Origin of the sequence: Microbacterium sp., assembly GCF_003248605.1 — a bacterium.
Lineage (GTDB): Bacteria > Actinomycetota > Actinomycetes > Actinomycetales > Microbacteriaceae > Microbacterium.
In genome coordinates, this window is record NZ_QFPF01000053.1 from 1 (window position 1) to 19,348 (window position 19,348).

Annotated in this window: 17 protein-coding genes and 1 rRNA gene; all 18 read left to right on the top strand. The window is 70.3% G+C overall.

What is annotated here, in order from left to right; genetic code table 11:
• Nucleotides 1–327, top strand: a 327-nt coding sequence (locus DI573_RS08615) for an ATP-binding cassette domain-containing protein (protein ID WP_292812890.1), incomplete at its 5' end; no start/stop codon positions are given.
• A gap of 81 nt (nucleotides 328–408) precedes the next feature.
• Nucleotides 409–1,278, top strand: a complete 870-nt coding sequence (locus DI573_RS08620) for a glutamate ABC transporter substrate-binding protein (RefSeq protein ID WP_292812892.1) — start codon at nucleotides 409–411, stop codon at nucleotides 1,276–1,278.
• Nucleotides 1,279–1,356: 78 nt separating this feature from the next.
• Nucleotides 1,357–2,004, top strand: coding sequence for an amino acid ABC transporter permease (locus tag DI573_RS08625; RefSeq protein ID WP_292812894.1), 648 nt, complete (start codon nucleotides 1,357–1,359; stop codon nucleotides 2,002–2,004).
• Between the two features lie 84 nt (nucleotides 2,005–2,088).
• The gene (locus tag DI573_RS08630) at nucleotides 2,089–2,817 is read left to right on the top strand and encodes an amino acid ABC transporter permease (RefSeq protein ID WP_292812896.1); all 729 of its coding nucleotides are present in this window, start codon (nucleotides 2,089–2,091) and stop codon (nucleotides 2,815–2,817) included.
• Nucleotides 2,818–2,867: 50 nt separating this feature from the next.
• Nucleotides 2,868–3,908 (top strand): phenylalanine--tRNA ligase subunit alpha, encoded by a 1,041-nt coding sequence (pheS, locus tag DI573_RS08635; protein ID WP_292812898.1) that lies wholly within the window; start codon nucleotides 2,868–2,870, stop codon nucleotides 3,906–3,908.
• Entirely contained in the window at nucleotides 3,908–6,400 is a 2,493-nt protein-coding gene (gene pheT, locus DI573_RS08640; RefSeq protein ID WP_292812900.1) for a phenylalanine--tRNA ligase subunit beta, read from the top strand. The genes pheS and pheT overlap by 1 nt, the downstream gene beginning before the upstream one ends.
• 712 nt (nucleotides 6,401–7,112) lie before the next feature.
• Nucleotides 7,113–8,234 (top strand): NAGSA dehydrogenase family protein, encoded by a 1,122-nt coding sequence (locus DI573_RS08645; RefSeq protein WP_292812902.1) that lies wholly within the window; start codon nucleotides 7,113–7,115, stop codon nucleotides 8,232–8,234.
• Nucleotides 8,231–9,388, top strand: coding sequence for a bifunctional glutamate N-acetyltransferase/amino-acid acetyltransferase ArgJ (gene argJ / locus DI573_RS08650; protein ID WP_292812904.1), 1,158 nt, complete (start codon nucleotides 8,231–8,233; stop codon nucleotides 9,386–9,388). Before DI573_RS08645 ends, argJ begins: the two co-directional genes overlap by 4 nt.
• Entirely contained in the window at nucleotides 9,385–10,284 is a 900-nt protein-coding gene (gene argB / locus DI573_RS08655; RefSeq protein WP_292812906.1) for an acetylglutamate kinase, read from the top strand. Before argJ ends, argB begins: the two co-directional genes overlap by 4 nt.
• Nucleotides 10,281–11,510 carry an acetylornithine transaminase gene (locus DI573_RS08660; RefSeq protein ID WP_292812908.1) on the top strand — a complete coding sequence of 410 codons (1,230 nt, stop codon included), beginning with the start codon at nucleotides 10,281–10,283 and terminating at the stop codon, nucleotides 11,508–11,510. Before argB ends, DI573_RS08660 begins: the two co-directional genes overlap by 4 nt.
• On the top strand, nucleotides 11,507–12,430 hold the full coding sequence (gene argF / locus DI573_RS08665) for an ornithine carbamoyltransferase (RefSeq protein WP_292812910.1): 924 nt from the start codon (nucleotides 11,507–11,509) through the stop codon (nucleotides 12,428–12,430). Before DI573_RS08660 ends, argF begins: the two co-directional genes overlap by 4 nt.
• Entirely contained in the window at nucleotides 12,409–13,602 is a 1,194-nt protein-coding gene (locus DI573_RS08670) for a heparan-alpha-glucosaminide N-acetyltransferase domain-containing protein (protein WP_292812912.1), read from the top strand. Before argF ends, DI573_RS08670 begins: the two co-directional genes overlap by 22 nt.
• A 7-nt stretch (nucleotides 13,603–13,609) precedes the next feature.
• Entirely contained in the window at nucleotides 13,610–15,037 is a 1,428-nt protein-coding gene (gene argH / locus DI573_RS08675) for an argininosuccinate lyase (RefSeq protein ID WP_292812914.1), read from the top strand.
• A 47-nt stretch (nucleotides 15,038–15,084) separates the two neighbouring features.
• A complete protein-coding gene (locus DI573_RS08680; RefSeq protein WP_292812916.1) occupies nucleotides 15,085–15,729 on the top strand; it encodes a SatD family protein in 645 nt (214 codons plus the stop codon).
• Nucleotides 15,726–16,514: a hypothetical protein gene (locus DI573_RS08685; protein WP_292812919.1), complete on the top strand. Its 789-nt coding sequence runs from the start codon at nucleotides 15,726–15,728 to the stop codon at nucleotides 16,512–16,514. The genes DI573_RS08680 and DI573_RS08685 overlap by 4 nt, the downstream gene beginning before the upstream one ends.
• A 48-nt stretch (nucleotides 16,515–16,562) precedes the next feature.
• On the top strand, nucleotides 16,563–17,879 hold the full coding sequence (gene tyrS / locus DI573_RS08690; RefSeq protein ID WP_292812922.1) for a tyrosine--tRNA ligase: 1,317 nt from the start codon (nucleotides 16,563–16,565) through the stop codon (nucleotides 17,877–17,879).
• A 7-nt stretch (nucleotides 17,880–17,886) separates the two neighbouring features.
• Complete coding sequence (locus DI573_RS08695; protein WP_292812925.1) at nucleotides 17,887–18,690, top strand: DUF4184 family protein; 804 nt, start codon at nucleotides 17,887–17,889, stop codon at nucleotides 18,688–18,690.
• A 511-nt stretch (nucleotides 18,691–19,201) separates the two neighbouring features.
• Nucleotides 19,202–19,348 (top strand): 16S ribosomal RNA (locus DI573_RS08700); the annotation flags it as partial.

Sequence of the window (19,348 nt, forward strand, 5' to 3'; positions counted from 1 at the left end):
GGCGAGCTCTCGGGCGGTCAGCAGCAGCGCGTCGCGATCGCCCGATCGCTCGCGATGGATCCGAAGGTGATTCTCATGGACGAGCCGACGAGCGCGCTCGATCCCGAGATGATCAACGAGGTGCTCGATGTCATGGTCGGCCTCGCGGCCGACGGCATGACGATGATCGTCGTGACGCACGAGATGGGCTTTGCCCGCAAGGCGGCCGACCGGGTGCTGTTCATGGCCGATGGCGCGATCGTCGAGGAGGCCACTCCCGAGCAGTTCTTCACCCACCCCAAGAGCGAGCGCGCGAAGGACTTCCTCTCCAAGATCCTCGATCACTGAGAAGACTTGGCCGCCGCAGCGGCCGGGACCCTACGAGATGGCCGCCACCCCGCGGCCCCCACAGCAAAGGACAGGTAGGACATGAAGCGATCAAGACTCTCCCTGATCGGCCTCGCGGCCGCGGGAGCACTGGTACTGACGGCGTGCGCGGGCGGCGCCGAGACGGGCGGCGAGACCTCGGTCGAGCCCGAAGAGGCGCCCTCGTTCGAGGCCGGCACGACGATGGCCGAGCTCTCCGAGGCCGGCACCATCACCATCGGCACGAAGTTCGACCAGCCGCTGTTCGGTCTGATGGGCCCCTCCGGTGTGCCCGAGGGCTTCGATGTCGAGATCGGCAAGATCATCGCCGCCGAACTCGGCATCGCCGAAGAGGACATCGAGTGGACCGAGACGGTCTCGGCCAACCGCGAGCCCTTCATCGAGAACGGCCAGGTCGACATCGTCATCGCGACATACACGATCAACGACACCCGCAAGGAGGTCGTCTCGTTCGCCGGTCCGTACTACATGGCCGGCCAGTCGATCCTGACCCTCGCCGACAACGAGGACATCGAGAGCGAAGAGGACCTCGTCGGCCAGCCGGTCTGCTCCGTCACGGGCTCGACTCCCGCGGCGAACCTCGAAGAGCTCGGCGCCGAGGTGCTGCTCACCGACACCTACTCGAACTGCCTCGAGCCCCTGCGCAGCGGCGCCGTCGTCGCCGTCTCGACCGACAACGTGATCCTCGCGGGCCTCGCGGCGCAGAACGAGGGCGAGTTCAAGGTCGTCGGCGAGCCCTTCACCGACGAGCCCTACGGCATCGGCCTGGCGCTGGATGACACCGAGTTCCGGATGTGGATCAACGACGTGCTCGAGGCCTCGTACGAGGACGGCCGGTACGAGGACGCGTGGAACGCGACCGCGGGCACCATCCTCCCGTTCGTCGACCCGCCGGCACCCGACCGCTACTGAGTGACCCGGGATGCTTCGGGCCGGCCGTGACGCCGACCCGAGGCATCCCGGTCCCGTGTTTCGAAGGAAGGAGGGGCAGTGGAACAGCTGATCTCGCTCGCCCCCGAGTTCTGGGAGGGCTTCAGGGTCACCCTGCTGCTGCTCGCCGTCTCGGGAGTGCTCGCGCTCGTTCTCGGCACCGTCATCGCGGCGATGCGCATCTCGCCCGTGGCCTCGCTGCGGGTCTTCGCGTCGGTGTGGACCGAGGTGGCGCGCAACACACCGCTGACACTGGTCTTCTTCTTCTTCGCCTTCATCGTCCCGTTCCTCGGGCTTCGTCTTCCCTACGTCGCGCTCGCGATCTTCGCGCTCACCTACTACACCTCGCCCTTCGTGGCCGAGGCCCTGCGCTCGGGCATCAACGGCGTCCCCGTCGGTCAGGCCGAAGCGGCGCGCAGCATCGGGCTCGGCTTCGGACAGAGCGTCTCCCTCGTCGTGCTGCCCCAGGCGTTCCGCATGACCATCCCGCCGCTGATCAACGTCTTCATCGCGCTGACCAAGAACACCTCGGTTGCGGGCGGCTTCTTCGTCGCGGAGCTCTTCGCCTCCACGCGTGAGCTCACCAACGCCAACGGCAACATCGTGATCCCGATCCTGCTCGTCACGGCCGCGCTCTACCTCGTCGTCACCGTTCCGCTCGGCCTGTTCGCCGGCGCCCTCGAACGAAAGCTGGTGGTTCGGCGATGAGCGGCTCGAGCGTCCTCTTCGATGCCCCCGGTCCCCGCGCCCGCCGCATCTCGCTGATCGTCTCGCTGATCGGGCTCGCCGCAGGTGTGGAGCTTCATCGGGCAGGGCGTGCTCGGCACCCTGCGGGCGGCGGCGGTCGCCGCCGTCGGGGCGATCGTGCTCGGCATCGCCCTCTCGCTCATGCGCAGTTCGTCGATCGCGTGGGTGCGTGTGCCCACCGCCGTCTTCATCGAGTTCTTCCGCGGCATGCCCGTGCTGCTGATGATGCTCTTCATCCTGCTCGTCGCATCGACCCAGGCGTTCTGGGCGGTCGTGATCGCCCTCATCCTCTACAACGGCACGCTCATCGGCGAGGCGCTGCGGGCGGGCCTCGCGGCCCTGCCGCGCGGTCAGCGCGAGGCGGCTTTGTCGGTGGGCATGCGCGAATTCCAGTCCAAGATCCTCGTGGAGTTTCCTCAGGCGTTCCGGCAGATGCTGCCGATCATCGTCGCCCAGCTCGTGGTGCTGCTCAAGGACACCTCGCTCGGCTACATCGTCGGCTACAACGAGCTGATCCGCACGACGATGAACAACCTCGCCTCCTTCTACGGCAACCGCTACCTCTTCTCGCTCTTCGTCGTGACGCTGGTGATCTACCTCGCGATCAACCTCTCGCTCTCGTGGTTCGCGCGCTGGCTCTCGCGACGCACGGCGAGCGGCGGCACGCGCGGCAAGAAGGGCAAGGGCGGCGACATCGATCCCGACCAGGCGATCCTCATGGCGCAGGCCTCCGGCATGGCGCGCACGTCCGAACGCACGGGCGGTTCGATCTGACGATTCCGGGAGCGGGGCCCAGTCATCCGCCCCCGGTAGACTCGCCTCTCGTGTCTGACACTCCCGAGATCACGCCCCAGGCGGTTCAGGATGCCGTGGATGCCGCCCTCGCGGCCATCGCGGCAGCCTCCGATACCGCCGAACTCAAGGCCGCACGCGCCGCCCACCAGGGTGAGGCATCCGCGCTCGCCGCGCTGAACGCCCGCATGCGCGACGTGCCCAAGGAGCACAAGGCCGAGTTCGGAAAACTCGTCGGTCAGGCGCGCGGCGCCGTGACCCAGGCGCTCGCCGCCCGCGAGGCAGAGCTCGCCGAGGCCGAGACGGCCGCGCGGCTCGAGGCCGAGCGCATCGACATCACGGCACTGGCCTCGCGCACGCGCGTCGGGGCGCGGCATCCACTCACCCTGCTGCAGGACCAGGTCAGCGACATCTTCGTCGGCATGGGGTGGGAGATCGCCGAGGGCCCGGAACTCGAGCACGAGTGGTTCAACTTCGACGCGCTCAACTTCGACGAGGATCACCCCGCGCGTCAGATGCAGGACACGTTCTTCGTCGACCCCGTCGCGCGCCACCTCGTGATGCGCACGCACACGAGCCCCGTGCAGGTGCGGTCGATGCTCGAGCGCGACCTGCCGATCTATGTGCTGTGCCCCGGCCGCGTGTACCGCACCGACGAGTTCGACGCGACCCACCTGCCGGTGTTCACGCAGTTCGAGGGCCTCGTCATCGACAAGGGCATCACGATGGCGCATCTCAAGGGCACGCTCGATCACGCCGCACGCGTGCTGTTCGGCCCCGAGGCGAAGACGCGCTTCCGCGCCAACTACTTCCCGTTCACCGAGCCCTCGGCCGAGCTCGACCTCTGGCACCCGACGTTCAAGGGCGGCGCGCGCTGGATCGAGTGGGGCGGCTGCGGCATGGTCAACCCCAACGTGCTGCGCGCCGCCGGCATCGACCCCGAGGTGTATTCGGGCTTCGCGTTCGGCATGGGGATCGAGCGCACGCTGATGTTCCGCAGCGACGTGCAGGACATGCGCGACATGGCCGAGGGTGATATCCGCTTCAGCGAGCAGTTCGGGATGGTGGTCTGATGCGCGTTCCGCTGTCGTGGCTGCGTGAGTACGTCGAGGTGCCGGCGGATGCTGCGCCCGAAGACGTGCTGGCCTCTCTCGTCTCCGTCGGGTTCGAGGAGGAGGACGTGCACCGTTTCGACCTCTCGGGACCGATCGTGGTGGGCCGCGTGCTCTCGTTCGTCGAGGAGCCGCAGTCCAACGGCAAGACGATCCGCTGGTGCCAGGTCGACGTCGGCGAGGGTGAGCCCCGCGGGATCGTCTGCGGCGCCGGCAACTTCTTCGAGGGCGACAAGGTCGTGGTGACGCTGCCGGGCTCCGTCTTGCCCGGCCCCTTCCCGATCGCCGCGCGCAAGACCTACGGCCACGTCTCCGACGGCATGATCGCCTCGGCGAAGGAGCTCGGCCTCGGCCAGGAGCACTCCGGCATCCTGCGCCTGAGCGAACTGGGCCTGGACCCCGAGGTCGGCACCGACGCGATCGCCCTGCTCGGCCTCGACGACGTCGCGGTCGAGATCAACGTCACGCCCGACCGCGGTTACGCCCTGTCGATCCGGGGCGTCGCGCGCGAGTATTCGCACGCGACCGGCGCGGCCTTCACCGACCCGGGACTGCGCGACGTCGACGATGCCGGCACGGGCTTCGCCCTCGTGATCGATGATCGCGCCCCGATCCGGGGCCGCGTGGGGGCGACCGAGTTCATCGCGCGCGTCGTGCGCGGGGTGGATGCCGGGGCCCCGACTCCGCCCTGGATGATCGCACGTCTCGCCCTCGCCGGCATCCGCTCGCTCGGCGTGCTGATCGACATCACCAACTACGTCATGCTCGAGCTCGGCAACCCCATCCACGGCTACGACCTCGACAGGCTCTCGGGCGGAATCACGGTACGGCGGGCCGAGCCGGGGGAGAAGCTCGCGACCCTCGATGGCCAGATGCGCACGCTCCACGTCGAGGACCTGCTCATCACGGACGATTCGGGCCCCATCGGCCTCGCCGGTGTGATGGGCGGGGGCACGACCGAGATGGGCGACGCGACGACGAACGTGCTCGTCGAAGCCGCGATCTTCGACACCGTCTCGATCGCGCGCACCGCGCGCCGGCACAAGCTGCCCTCCGAAGCCTCTCGGCGCTTCGAACGCGGCGTCGACCCGCTCGTCGCGGCCGTCGCGGCCCAGCGCGTCGTCGATCTCATGGTGCAGTACGCGGGCGGAACGGCGGACGAGCTCGGCGGCGCACTGCACGGCGAACACGAGAGCGCCGGCGTCGACCTGCCCGCCGGATTCGTGCAGGGGCTCATCGGCGTGGACTACACCGCCGTCGAGGTCGAGGACGCCCTGCGGATGATCGGCTGCGAGGTGCACGAGGGTGCGTCCGGGTGGGCGGTGATCCCGCCGTCATGGCGGCCCGACCTCACCGACAAATGGACGCTCGCCGAGGAGGTCGCCCGCATCAGCGGATACGACCGCATCCCCTCCGTGCTGCCGACGCCGCCCTCGGGTCGCGGGCTGACGCTCGCGCAGCAGGGCCGCCGACGCGTCGCCAACGCGCTCGCCGCGGCGGGTTTCGTGGAGACCCCCTCGTTCCCGTTCACGACCGCGGACGCGAACGATCTGCACGGTTCGGCATCGGGCGAGGGCGTCGCGAGCGTGAAGCTCGCGAACCCGCTCGATGGCCAGGCGCCCTTCCTGCGGCGCTCCCTCGTGCCGGGGCTCCTCGCGACGGCGCACCGCAACCTCTCCCGCGGCCTCACCGACCTCGCGCTGTTCGAGGTCGGATCGGTCTTCGCGCCCGAGCCCGGTGTCGCCTACGGCACCGACAGTGTGCCGCCGCTCGCCGTGCGGCCCGATGCCGCGACCCTCGCCGCGCTCGACGCCTCGATCCCGCCGCAGCCGCGCCTGGTCTCGGTCCTGCTGACCGGAAACGTCGCGCCCAAGCAGCCGGCCCGGGCCGCAGAGCCGGCGGGCCTGTCCGAGGCGCTCGATGCGGTGCGCGTCGTCGCGGCCGCTGCGGGTGTGTCGATCGACGTCGCGCAGGGCCGGCGTGCCGCGCTGCATCCCGGACGCACGGGCGCGCTGTCCGTGTCCGGTGTCGAGGTCGGCTATGTCGGTGAACTGCTGCCGGCCGTGGCTGCAGCATCCGATCTTCCCGGTCGTGTCGTGGTCGCCGAACTCGATCTCGACCTGCTGCTCTCGCTCGCGGGCGAGAAGGTCGTCGCGGCCTCGTTGTCGACCTACCCTGCCGCGACGCAGGACGTCTCGCTCGTCGTCGGGGCCGATGTGCCCGCCGCGGCGGTGCGCGATGCCCTCGCCCAGGGCGCGGGCGAGCTGCTGGAGTCGCTGCGCCTGGTCGACGACTACCGGGGGCAGGGCGTGCCGGAGGGGTCGAAGAGCCTGACGTTCGCGCTGCGCTTCCGCGCGCCCGACCGCACGCTGACGGCCGGCGAGGCCTCGGAGGCGCGCCTGGCGGGAGTCGCCGTCGCGGCCGAGCGCTTCGGCGCGACTCTGCGCGAGTAGGCACTCGCGGCGCCGCCGGCGCCGACCTCGGTCCCCGCCGGTGGCCCGTCGGGTGAAGCAACATTCCGGATCAACGGGCGGAGCGGCGGCCGCCGTCCCCGAAACGACGGACCCGTCCGGGGTTAGGGGCCCAATCTCTCCGGAATGTTGACCGCCTCCCGTCCGCCGCCGCGCCCTGCGCCCGCCGACGCCCGACGCCGCCGCGCCCTGCGCCCGCCGACGCCCGCCGCCGCGCCCTGCGCCCGCCGACGCCCGCCGACGCCCGCGCCCGCCGACGCCCGCCGACGCCCGCGCCCGCGTCCGCTCGCCGACGCCCGCGCCCGCGTCCGCCCGCCGACGTCCGCGTCCGCCCGCCGACGTCCGCGTCCGCCCGACGCCGCCGAGCGCCGAGCCTACATTTTTGCAGCGAGCCACCAGACGTCGCGTGGTGGGTCGCTGCAAAAATGTGGGCTCGCGACGCGCGGGCTCCCGCGCGCGCGGATTTGCGGATGCCGGAAGCCGATCGATAGGGTCGGCGCATGCCTTCGGCCACCACCGCCCTCGAGACGCCTTCCGCGCGCCTCACCGGTGCGCGCCGACGTCTGGACGGCCGCCGACTCTAGGCGACCCCGCACTCCTTGCCTCGAAGGCCTGGCAGCGGCGTCGCCGTCGACATCCTTCTCCCGCGCCGTCGCGCGGGAGGTGAGCCCTTCCAGACCATAAGGTTGACACCATGCCCTATCAGGTAGCCGTCTCCGGCGCCTCCGGATACGCCGGCGGGGAACTGCTCCGGCTGCTCGCGTCGCACCCGGATATCGAGATCCGCACCGTCACGGCGCACTCGAACGCCGGTCAGCCGCTCATCCAGCATCAGCCGCACCTGCGCTCCCTCGCGCACCTGACCCTGCAGGACACGACACCCGAGACCCTCGCCGGTCACGACATCGTGTTTCTCGCGCTGCCGCACGGGCAGTCGGGGCAGTACACCGAGGCGCTCGCCGACACCCCGCTCGTGATCGACGCGGGCGCCGACCACCGTCTCGAATCCGCCGATGCGTGGGCGCAGTTCTACGGCGGAGAGTTCCACGAGCCGTGGGCCTATGGCGTGCCCGAGCTGCCGTTCGGGACGGGCACCCAGCGGTCGCGGCTCGTCGGCGCGACCCGTATCGCGGCGCCCGGCTGCAACGCCAGCACCGTCTCCCTCAGCCTCGCCCCCGGCGTCGCGGCGGGGGTGATCGACCCCTCCGACATCGTGGCGGTGCTCGCGGTCGGGCCGAGCGGCGCGGGCAAGAGCCTGAAGACGAACCTCCTCGCGAGCGAGATCCTCGGCACGGCCAACCCATATGCCGTCGGCGGCACGCACCGGCACATCCCCGAGATCCGGCAGGCGCTGGCCGCGGCGGGCAGGGAGGATGCGGGCGTTTCGACTCGCTCCGCTCGCTCGACGACCGGGGCGAGCGAGGGCGCGACCGAGGGCGCGACCGGCGACGCCATCGGCATCTCGTTCACCCCCGTCATTGTGCCGATGGCGCGGGGCATCCTCGCTACGAGCACCGCGCCGATCGCCGCGGGCGCCTCCGACGACGACATCCGCTCGGCATGGCACGACGCCTACTCCGGGGAGACATTCGTGCAGCTGCTGCCCGAGGGTCAGTTCCCCCGCACCGCCGATGTGCTCGGCGCCAACACGGCGCTCATGGGGCTCGCGATCGACCGCGCCGCGAACAGGGTCGTCCTCGTCACCGCCGTCGACAACCTCGTCAAGGGCACCGCGGGAGCGGCGATCCAGTCGATGAACATCGCCCTCGGCCTCCCCGAGGCCACGGGCCTGACCGTGAACGGAGTGGCGCCGTGAGTGTGACCGCACCCCGGGGTTTCGAGGCCGCAGGAGTTGCGGTGGGGCTCAAATCGAGCGGAAAGCCGGATGTCGCGGTCGTCGTCAACCGCGGGCCCCTCAAGGTCGGCGCGGCGGTGTTCACGAGCAACCGCGCCAAGGCCAACCCGATCCTCTGGTCGGAGGTCGCCGCGAAGGACGGTGCCGTCGAGGCGATCGTCCTCAACTCGGGCGGCGCGAACTGCTTCACCGGCAGCTTCGGATTCCAGACGACGCACCAGACCGCCGAGCGTGCGGCCGAACTGCTCGGAGTGAGCTCGGGCGACGTGCTCATCTGCTCGACGGGCCTGATCGGCACGGGCGACGAGGTTTTCCGGGCCAAGGTGCTCGAGGGCACGACCCGGGCGATCGCGTCCCTCCACGCAGACGGCGGCGAGGACGCCTCGCTCGCGATCATGACGACCGACTCCAGGGCCAAGCGCAGCATCCACCACGGCGAGGGCTGGACGATCGGCGGTATGGCGAAGGGGGCCGGGATGCTGGCGCCGGGCCTTGCGACGATGCTCGTCGTGATCACGACCGACGCCGTCCTGACGGCGCCCGAGGCCGACGCGCACCTCCGGGCCGCGACCCGGGTGAGCTTCGACCGGCTCGATTCGGACGGCTGCATGTCGACGAACGACCAGGTCACGCTGATGGTCAGCGGCGCATCGGGGATCACTCCCGACCCCGCCGATTTCGAGGCGGCGCTGCGCGTCGTCTGCACCGACCTCGCGACGCAGCTGCAGGCAGACGCCGAGGGCGCGAGCCACGACATCACGATCGAGGTCATCGGCGCGGCATCCGAGGCGGACGCCGTCGAGGTCGGGCGCTCGGTCGCCCGCAACAACCTCTTCAAGGCGGCGATCTTCGGAAACGACCCCAACTGGGGCCGGGTGCTCGCGGCGATCGGCACGACGGGCGCCGCGTTCGATCCGTACGACGTCGACGTCACCATGAACGGCGTGCGGGTGTGCAGCAAGGGCGGCCCCGACCGTCCGCGCGAGGAGGTCGATCTTGCGCCCCGCGCGACGCACGTCGGGATCGATCTGAAGGCGGGCGATGCGCGCGCGACGATCTGGACCAACGACCTCACCCACGACTACGTCCACGAGAACAGCGCGTACTCCTCATGACCGACATCCAGGACACCAGCCCGGAGGAGGCGGCCGAGAAGGCCGCCGTGCTCATCGAGTCGCTGCCGTGGCTCAAGCGCTTCCGCGATCAGATCATCGTCATCAAGTACGGCGGCAACGCGATGGTCTCCGATGAGCTGCAGCAGAGCTTCGCCGAAGACATCGCCTACCTGCGCTTCGTCGGGGTGAAGCCCGTCGTCGTGCACGGCGGCGGTCCGCAGATCTCGTCGATGCTCGAGCGGCTGTCGATCCCGAGCGAGTTCAAGGGCGGCTATCGCGTCACCTCGACCGAGGCGATCGGCGTCGTCCGGATGGTGCTGACGGGCCAGATCAATCCGCAGCTGGTGGGCCGCATCAACACGCACGGACCGCTCGCGAGCGGAGTCAGCGGCGAGGACGCGGGCCTGTTCGGTGGGCGCCGGCGCGGCGTCATCATCGACGGCGAGGAGCACGATCTCGGCAACGTCGGCGACGTCGTCCGGGTCGACCCGACGACGGTGCACGATCACCTCGACGCGGGCCGCATCCCCGTGGTGTCCTCCATCGCCCCCGACCTCGACCGGCCGGGGCAGAGCCTCAACGTCAACGCCGATGCGGCGGCATCCGCCCTCGCGGTGGCGCTGAACGCCGCCAAGCTCATCGTGCTGACCGACGTGCCGGGCCTGTATGCGGATTGGCCGAACCGGGACTCGCTCGTGTCGCACCTGACCTCGACCGAGCTGCGGGGGATGCTGCCGAGCCTCGAATCGGGGATGATCCCCAAGATGCAGGCCTGTCTCGACGCGGTCGACGGCGGCGTCGACACCGCGGCGATCATCGATGGGCGGGTGCCGCACTCGGTGCTCGTCGAAGTCTTCACGAACAAGGGAATCGGCACGGAGGTGGTCGCGGGATGAGCTGGCAGGACGACGCGGGACGGGATCTGGTGCGCAGCTTCGGCGAGCGCATGGCGATGTTCGTGCGCGGCGAGGGCGCGTACCTCTGGGACGACGCCGGCCGCCGCTACCTGGATTTTCTCGGCGGCATCGCCGTCAATTCCCTCGGTCACGCGCACCCGGTGTTCGTGAGCGCGATCGCGGCGCAGGCGGCGACGCTCGCGCACGTGTCGAACTACTTCGCCACGCCCCCGCAGCTGCAGCTCGCGGCGACCCTCAAACGCCTCGCGGGCACGGGGGAGCGGGGCCGGGTGTACTTCGGCAATTCGGGAGCCGAGGCGAACGAGGCCGCCTTCAAGCTCGCGCGGCTGCACGGCCGCGAGAGCGGTCGACCCCGCATCCTCACACTCGAGAACGCGTTCCACGGCCGCACGATGGGCACCCTCGCGCTCACGGGCAAGCCGGCGATGCAGGAGCCGTTCACGCCGATGGTCCCGGGGGTCGAGCACATCCCCGCCACGATCGAGGCGCTCCAGGCGCTCGATGACACCGTCGCGGCGCTCGTGGTCGAGCCCATCCAGGGGGAGGCAGGGGTCGTCGAACTGCCCGAGGGGTACCTCGCGGCCGCGCGGGCCCTCACGCGCGAGCACGGGGTGCTGCTCATCGTGGACGAGATCCAGACGGGCGCCGGTCGCACGGGCGAATGGTTCGGATTCCAGCACGCCGGCATCACGCCCGACGCGATCACGGTGGCCAAGGGCATCGGCGGCGGGTTCCCGATCGGCGCTCTCATCACCTTCGGCGAGGCGAGCGAGCTGTTCTTCCCCGGCTCTCACGGCTCCACCTTCGGCGGCAACGCGCTCGGCACCGCGGTCGCCGGCGCCGTGCTCGGCGAGATCGAACGAGCCGGGCTGGTCGAGAACGCCGCCGCGCGCGGCGCACAGATCCGCGACGCGATCGCGGGTCTCGATTCGCCGCTGGTGACGGGATGCCGGGGGCAGGGACTGCTCATCGGCATCGCTCTCGCGCGGCCCGTCGCCGGCGCGGTCGTCGCTGCGGCGCAGGCGCACGGACTCATCGTCAACGCGGCGAACCCCTCGACGGTGCGCATCGCGCCGCCGCTGACGATCGGCGACGACGAGATCGCCGAGTTCGCCCACCTCTTCCAGACCGCTCTGGCCACAGCATCCGAAGCCCTGCTTCTCGACGACGCGGCAGACGCCGCCCCCGCAAAGGTGAACGCATGACCCGCCACTTCCTCAGAGACGACGACATCACCCCCGCCGAGCAGGCGCAGATCATCGATCTGGCCCTCGAGCTGAAGAAGGACCGCTGGGCGCAGAAGCCGCTCGCCGGCCCGCAGACCGTGGCGGTGATCTTCGACAAGTCCTCGACCCGAACGCGCGTGTCGTTCGCCGTCGGAATCGCAGACCTCGGCGGTTCGCCGCTGATCATCTCGACCGCCAACAGCCAGCTGGGCGGCAAGGAGACCCCCGCCGACACCGCCCGCGTACTCGAGCGGCAGGTCGCCGCGATCGTGTGGCGCACGTACGCGCAGGCGGGGCTCGAGCAGATGGCCGAGGGCACGAGGGTACCGGTCGTCAACGCGCTCTCGGACGACTTCCACCCCTGTCAGCTGCTCGCCGATCTGCTCACGATCCGCGAGCACAAGGGCGAGCTGAAGGGACTCACGCTGACGTTCTTCGGCGACGGCAAGAGCAACATGGGCCACTCCTACGTGCTCGCCTGCGCGACGGCCGGCATGCACGTGCGGGTGGCCTCGCCGGAGGACTACGCGCCCCGCGATGAGATCGTCGCCGACGCCGACCGCATCGCCGCCGAGACCGGGGGATCGGTCGCGCTCTACACCGATCCCCTCGAGGCTGCCGCCGGCGCCGACATCATCGTGACCGACACGTGGGTGTCGATGGGCAAGGAGGAGGAGAAGATCGCGCGCCTGCGCGACCTCGGCGCCTACAAGGTCACGAACGAGACGATGGCGCTGGCAAAGGATGATGCGATCTTCATCCACTGCCTGCCGGCCGATCGCGGCTACGAGGTGGATGCCGAGGTCATCGACGGCCCGCAGTCGGTCGTGTGGGACGAGGCCGAGAACCGGCTGCACGCGCAGAAGGCCCTGCTGGTGTGGCTGCTGGCGCAGAGCTGAAACCCCGGGGCGGCGGTCCGGCGGCGAACTGGCGTCGCCTGAACGGACCTGCCCGCGTCGCCGGCATCGACCTCGCGCGCGGCCTCGCCGTCGTGGGGATGCTGGCGGCCCATCTGCTGGTGACCGACGACCTCGTCTGGTCCGATCCCGCGACATGGACGGGAATCGTGGACGGGCGCTCCTCGATCCTGTTCGCGACCCTCGCGGGTGTGTCGATCGGGCTCGTCACCGGCGGGCGCACGCCGGTGCGGGGGCAGGCGCTCGGGCAGGCGGCGCTGCGTATCGCGGTGCGGGCGCTCGCGATCTGGGTGCTCGGGGTGCTGCTGATCGCGACGGGCGTGCCGGTCTATGTGATCCTGCCCGCGTACGCGATCCTCTTCCTGCTCGTGCTGCCCCTGCTCACCCTGCGCCCGGCGGTCCTGTTCGCGGTCGCCGGCGGCATCGGGCTGATCATGCCGTGGGTGTACGCCGCCCTGATGCAGGCGCCGCTGTGGGCGGTGCCCGGCGTCGAAGAGGTGAGCCTGCTGGTGGGGTGGCAGTACCCGTTCCCCGTGTGGGCCGGGTTCGTCGTCGCCGGGCTCGGCATCGGTCGGCTGGATCTGCGCGCGCTCGGCACGCAGGCAGGGCTGCTGCTGTTCGGCGCCGGCTTCGCCGCGGTGGGCTACGGCCTGGCGGCGGGCACGGCGACGGGCAGCGGCTCGGCGGTGCAGGCTCCGGCATCCGGCTCGCTCATCGAGGCGGTGTGGACGGCCGAACCGCACTCGAGCGGAGTGCTCGAGGTGTTCGGATCGGGCGGATTCGCGATCGCCGTGCTCGGTGCGTGCCTGCTGCTGTGTCGTCCCTGGTGGCCGGGCGCGACGATCGGCCCCATCGGGTGGGTCGTGCTGCCGCTGCGGGCGACCGGCGCCATGCCGCTCACGGCCTATACGGCGCAGATCGTGGTGTGGGCGATCGCGGCCGCCGTCGTGCTCGGCGACCCGAGTGATCTCTTCGGCTTCCGCGCTCTCGAGCCGTTCGTGCCGTTCGCGCTGTGGACGATCGCCGCGTGCACCGCATGGGCGCTGCTGATCGGCCGCGGCCCGCTCGAGGGCCTCATCGACCGCCTGTCGCGCCGTGTCGGCGCACGCGCGACGCGCGGGGCCGACCCCTCAGCCGCCGCGCGGATAGGGTGAACGGGTGATGAGCGAGAAGTCGGACGGTACGAACGAGGGCGCGCTGTGGGGCGCACGATTCGCGGGCGGTCCCTCGCCCGAGCTCGCTCTGCTGAGCCGTTCCACCCACTTCGACTGGGTGCTCGCGCCCTACGACATCGCGGGCTCCCGGGCGCACGCCGAGGCGCTCGCGGCGGCGGGCTACCTCACGGCCGACGAGCTCGTCGCGATGCACGGCGCCCTCGACGCGCTCGCCGCGGACGTGGCCGACGGGTCCTTCGCCGCGGCAGCCTCGGACGAGGATGTGCACGGCGCACTGGAGCGCGGACTGATCGAGCGCGCGGGTGCCGAGCTCGGCGGGCGGCTTCGCGCGGGCCGCAGTCGCAACGACCAGATCGCCACCCTCGTGCGGCTCTATCTGCTCGATCACTCCGCGGTGATCGCCCGCGACATCCTGCGGATCATCGACGCGCTGGTGGCTCAGGCCGAGGCGGCGGGCGAGGCGATCATGCCGGGGCGCACGCACCTGCAGCACGCGCAGCCCATCCTGCTGGCGCATCATCTGCAGGCGCACGCCTGGCCGCTCGTGCGCGATCTCGAGCGGCTGCGCGATTGGCGTGCCCGCGCGGCCGTCTCGCCCTACGGCGGGGGAGCGCTCGCCGGGTCCAGTCTCGGTCTCGACCCCGCGCTCGTCGCCGAGCGTCTGGGCCTTGCCCGGCCCGCGGAGAACTCGCTCGATGGCACGGCGGCACGCGACGTCGTCGCCGAGTTCGCGTTCGTCACGGCGATGATCGGCATAGACCTCTCGCGTCTGGCCGAGGAGATCATCGTGTGGAACACGCGGGAGTTCGGATTCGTCACCCTCGATGACGCGTACTCGACCGGGTCGAGCATCATGCCGCAGAAGAAGAACCCCGACATCGCGGAGCTCGCGCGCGGCAAGTCCGGACGCCTCATCGGCAACCTGACCGGCCTGCTCGCCACGCTCAAAGCTCTTCCTCTGGCCTACAACCGCGATCTGCAGGAGGACAAAGAGCCCGTCTTCGACTCCGTCGCAACCCTCGAGGTGCTGCTTCCGGCCTTCGCCGGCATGATCGCGACGCTGCGCTTCGACACCGCGCGGATGGCCGAGCTCGCCCCGCAGGGCTTCTCTCTGGCGACGGATGTGGCCGATTGGCTCGTGCGGCGGCGTGTGCCGTTCCGTGACGCGCACGAGATCTCGGGCGCGCTCGTGCGGGTGTGCGAGCAGAACGGCATCGAGCTGCACGAGGCCACGGACGCCATGCTGGCCTCGGTGTCATCCGAGCTCACGCCCGAGGTGCGGGCCGTGCTCAGCATCGAGGGCTCGGTGGGCAGCCGCGACGGTGCCGGTGGCACCGCTCCCGTCCGTGTCGCCGAGCAGCGCGCCGAGCTCATCGCCCGAGCACAGGCTGCCGGTCACGCCCTGGGAATGTGATCAGCAAAAGACTTATCTTTTGAAGAGATAAGCGTTACGCTTATCGAATGATCGCCGTGATCGCCGACATCGTCGGCTCCCGCAAGCTGGCGGACCGCGAAGGGGCGCAGCGCGAGATCGAGAACGCGATCGCGCGCGCCCAGCGGACGCTCCCGGTGGCGGACCGGATGCTGGCGGCCACCGTCGGCGACGAGCTCCAGGGGGTCTACCTCGCCCTCGGCGACGCGCTGGCGTCGCTGCTGCTCGTTCAGCTGGAGCTGCCCGAACCGATCTCGTGCCGCTTCGGAATCGGGATCGGATCGGTGCGGGCGGTGCCCTCGGGCGAGGGCGAGATCCCGGAGGGGCCGGGGTGGTGGGCAGCCCGGGAGGCGATCGACCTCGTGCACAGCAAGCAGCAGCGCACCGCGCCGACCGCGCGCACCTGGATTGTCGCCGCCCCGGAGGAGGATGGCCGCATGCACGACGCCGTCCGCCTCGCCAACGCCTACCTGCTCGCTCGCGACCAGCTCGTCGGCACGATGAGCGAGCGCACACGCCGGCTCGTCGCCGGTCGCTGCGCACGGCTCACCCAGCGTGAGCTCGCCGAGCGCGAGGGCATCACCCAATCGGCCGTCTCGCAGGCGCTCACCACCGCCGGCGCGGCGGCCGTCGTCGAGGGATTCCACGCACTCGGCGCCGGAGTGCCGCGATGATCTTCGCGGGCCTTCTGCTGCTCGCGATCGGCGCGGCAGACCTCGCCCGGCGGGCCCCGGTGCCGCTGGCGCGCCGGGTCGGGCTGGCGGCGCTGGCCGTGGCGATCCTCGTCCTCGGAGCGCTCACCAACGCGCCCCTGCCCGCGTTGGTCGCCGTGGCGCTGGCCGCGGAGTGGGTATGGCTCATGCCCGCGGGCCGCGCGGCGAAAGCCGGGGTGTGGCCCGCGATCGCGGTGCTGGCAGCCTGCGCGATCGGGGTGGCCAGCATCCCCCCGCGGGCCGACCCGGGCGTCATCGGCGAGATCTGGCTGCTGCCGTCGCCCGCCGGCGAGGTGTCGTTCGACCTCGTGGTGCTCGTGGCGGGTGCCCTGGTGTTCCTCGCCGAATCGGCCAACATCGTCGTGCGCGCGGCACTGCGCGGCGAGTTCGCGCTGCCGCCGGTGCCGTCCGCGCGCGCCGAGCGCGGCGTCGGGGTCACCGCCGATGCCGGCGCAGCCGCGGCGACCGACCCGGTGCCCCTCGCCGCGCAGCCCTCTCTCAAAGGGGGCCGCCTCATCGGACCGCTCGAGCGTGTCATCGTCTTCTCGCTGACACTCGCCGGGGCGTACACCCTCCTGGCAGCGGTGCTCGCGGCCAAGGGCATCGTCCGCTTTCCCGAGATCTCACGGGACGACAACGGCGACCGTGCCGAGTACTTCCTCGTCGGCAGTCTCGTCAGCTGGTCGCTGGCTCTCGCCCTCGCGGGACTGGTCTGGTGGGGCGGGGCGTCCCCGCACCTCGGGTGAGGGCGCCCCGATCAGGATGCCCGCCGCGGCGCTGGTAGCCTCGAAGGCGTGTCATCCGCCCCCGTCGACGCCGAGCTGCGCGCTCTGAGCCCCGCCAACGATCCCGCGTTCGACAACGTCTGGGACGAACTGGTCTGGCGTGGGCTGGTGCACGTGTCGACGGACCAGGACGCTCTGCGCACGCTGCTCGGTGGCCCGCCCATCGTGTACTACTGCGGTTTCGACCCGACCGCTCCGAGCCTTCACCTGGGCAACCTCGTGCAGCTGCTCACGATGCGCCGCCTGCAGCTGGCGGGTCATCGGCCGCTCGGACTCGTCGGGGGATCGACGGGCCTCATCGGCGACCCGCGTCCGTCGGCCGAACGCACGCTGAACACGCGCGAGACGGTCGAGGAGTGGGTGGGGCGCCTGCGCACGCAGGTCGAGACCTACCTCAGCTTCGGCGGCGACAACGCCGCCCGCATCGTCAACAATCTCGACTGGACGGCACCCCTGTCGGCGATCGATTTCCTGCGCGACATCGGCAAGCACTACCGCGTGGGCACGATGCTCAAGAAGGACGCGGTGGCGGCCCGGCTGAACTCCGATGCGGGCATCAGCTACACGGAGTTCAGCTACCAGATCCTGCAGGGCATGGACTACCTCGAGCTGTACCGCGCGCACGGGTGCGTGCTGCAGACGGGTGGCAGCGATCAGTGGGGAAACCTCACGAGCGGCACCGACCTCATCCACCGCGTCGAGGGCGTGTCGGTGCACGCGATCGGCACGCCGCTGATCACCAACAGCGACGGCACGAAGTTCGGCAAGAGCGAGGGCAACGCGATCTGGCTCGACGCCGAGATGTGCAGCCCGTACCGGATGTACCAGTTCTGGCTGAACACCGACGACGCCGATGTGATCGAACGACTCAAGGTGTTCACCTTCCTCGGGCGCGCCGAGATCGAGCGGTACGAGCACCTCGTGCAGGACGAGCCGTTCCGCCGCGCGGCGCAGAAGCGCCTGGCACATGAAGTCACGGCGCTCGTCCACGGGCCCGGCTCGGCATCCGCGGTGATCGCCGCCTCCGAAGCGCTGTTCGGGCGGGGAGATCTCGGGTCGATCGATCCCGAAACCCTCGCGAGTGCACTGCACGAGCTGCCGCATGCGCGCCTCGCGCGGGGAACGACCGTCGTGCATGCCCTCGTCGAGACCGGGCTCGTCCAGAGCCTGTCCGATGCCCGGCGGGCGATCGCCCAGGGCGGGGTGACGCTCGACGGCGAGCGGGTGGAAGGCGATGATGCCGCGGTGACGGGCGCGTTGCCCGGAGGTGTGTCCGTGCTGCGGCGCGGCAAGAAGACGCTCGCCGGGATCTTCGTCGGGGACTGAGCCCGCGGTGCCGTTCACCCCCAGCCACGCGGTCGTCGCGCTGCCCTTCCTGCGCACGCCCCTGGTACCCGCGGCCATCGCGGTGGGGGCGATGACACCGGATCTTGCGCTCTTCACGCGCGGCATCCCGTTGCGTTACTCCGCGACGCACGACCCCCGCTGGTTGCCGGTGACGGTTCTGCTGGCGCTCGGTCTACTCGTGCTGTGGCGCACGGTCCTCCGCCCCGCGTGCCGCGAGCTCGCCCCGCGCTGGCTGGCCGCACGGCTTCCCGGCCGGTGGGATGCCGGGGCGAGAGAGTCCCTGCGGGAGACATTCGCCGGGGGAGCGGTGGCCCTCGGCCTGCTCGCCCTCTCGCTCACTCTGGGTGTGCTCAGCCACATCGCCTGGGATCTGTTCACGCACGAGGGTCGGCTCGGTGTCGAGCTGTTTCCCGTGCTGGCCGATGAGGTCATCGGCCAGCCGATGTACGGCTGGCTGCAGGATCTCTCCTCGGCTGCCGGTCTGCTCGTGCTCGGGTTGTTCGCCCTCTCCTGGCTCCGGCGTCGAACGCCGGTGGCGATCGAGCGGCAGTTGCCCGGACTCGTACGGGTGACGTGGTGGATGTCGCTGCCGGCGATCCTGATCGCGACGTGGATCTTCGGCCTCGCGCTCTTAGGGCCGCTTCGCCCCGGCTTCGGGATCGCGCATCTCGCCTACCTGGTCCTCCCACCGGCCTGTGCGCTCTGGGCGGTCGTCACCGTCCTCCTGGCGCTGGTCGTCTCGGCCGCTCGCCGTCGAGGCTTGTCGGGCGAGCGGAGCTCCGACGGGTGAAAACCGCGGAAAGACGCGGCGACACGCCCGGGATGCAACCAGGATTTGCCCGAACCGAAACCCCCGCGTAACTTATTACTTGTTCGCCCCACAGGGAAGCGGAGAGGCCGAGAGCCTCACCCCCCTCAAGCGGAGAACCACCCCCTTCTGAACAAGCCCTCATCTTGAGGGTCATGACCCTTGGGTCTAGGATGGGGTCCTGCTCCTCGAGCACAGTCACTTCAGGCTGCGCGGATTGAATCCGCCGAAAACGCCGATTTGACAAGCCGAGCGAGACAGATAAGATAGAGAAGTTGCCCTGCGGGACTGGCTGAGAGGCCAAGACGCAGGAGCATCCGATCCTTGAGAACTCAACAGCGTGCACTTGTCATAATGCCAAAAAACCTCGCGGCCAGCCTAGCTGGTCGATGAGATTCTTTTGAGATTAAACGGATATGTCAGTAATGACATCCGATCGTCAGATCAAGCTCGCAGAGATGTAGCCCATTCCGGCTCATCGAAGCAAAAATTCTTTACGGAGAGTTTGATCCTGGCTCAGGATGAACGCTGGCGGCGTGCTTAACACATGCAAGTCGAACGGTGAAAGAGAGCTTGCTCTCTGGATCAGTGGCGAACGGGTGAGTAACACGTGAGCAATCTGCCCCTGACTCTGGGATAA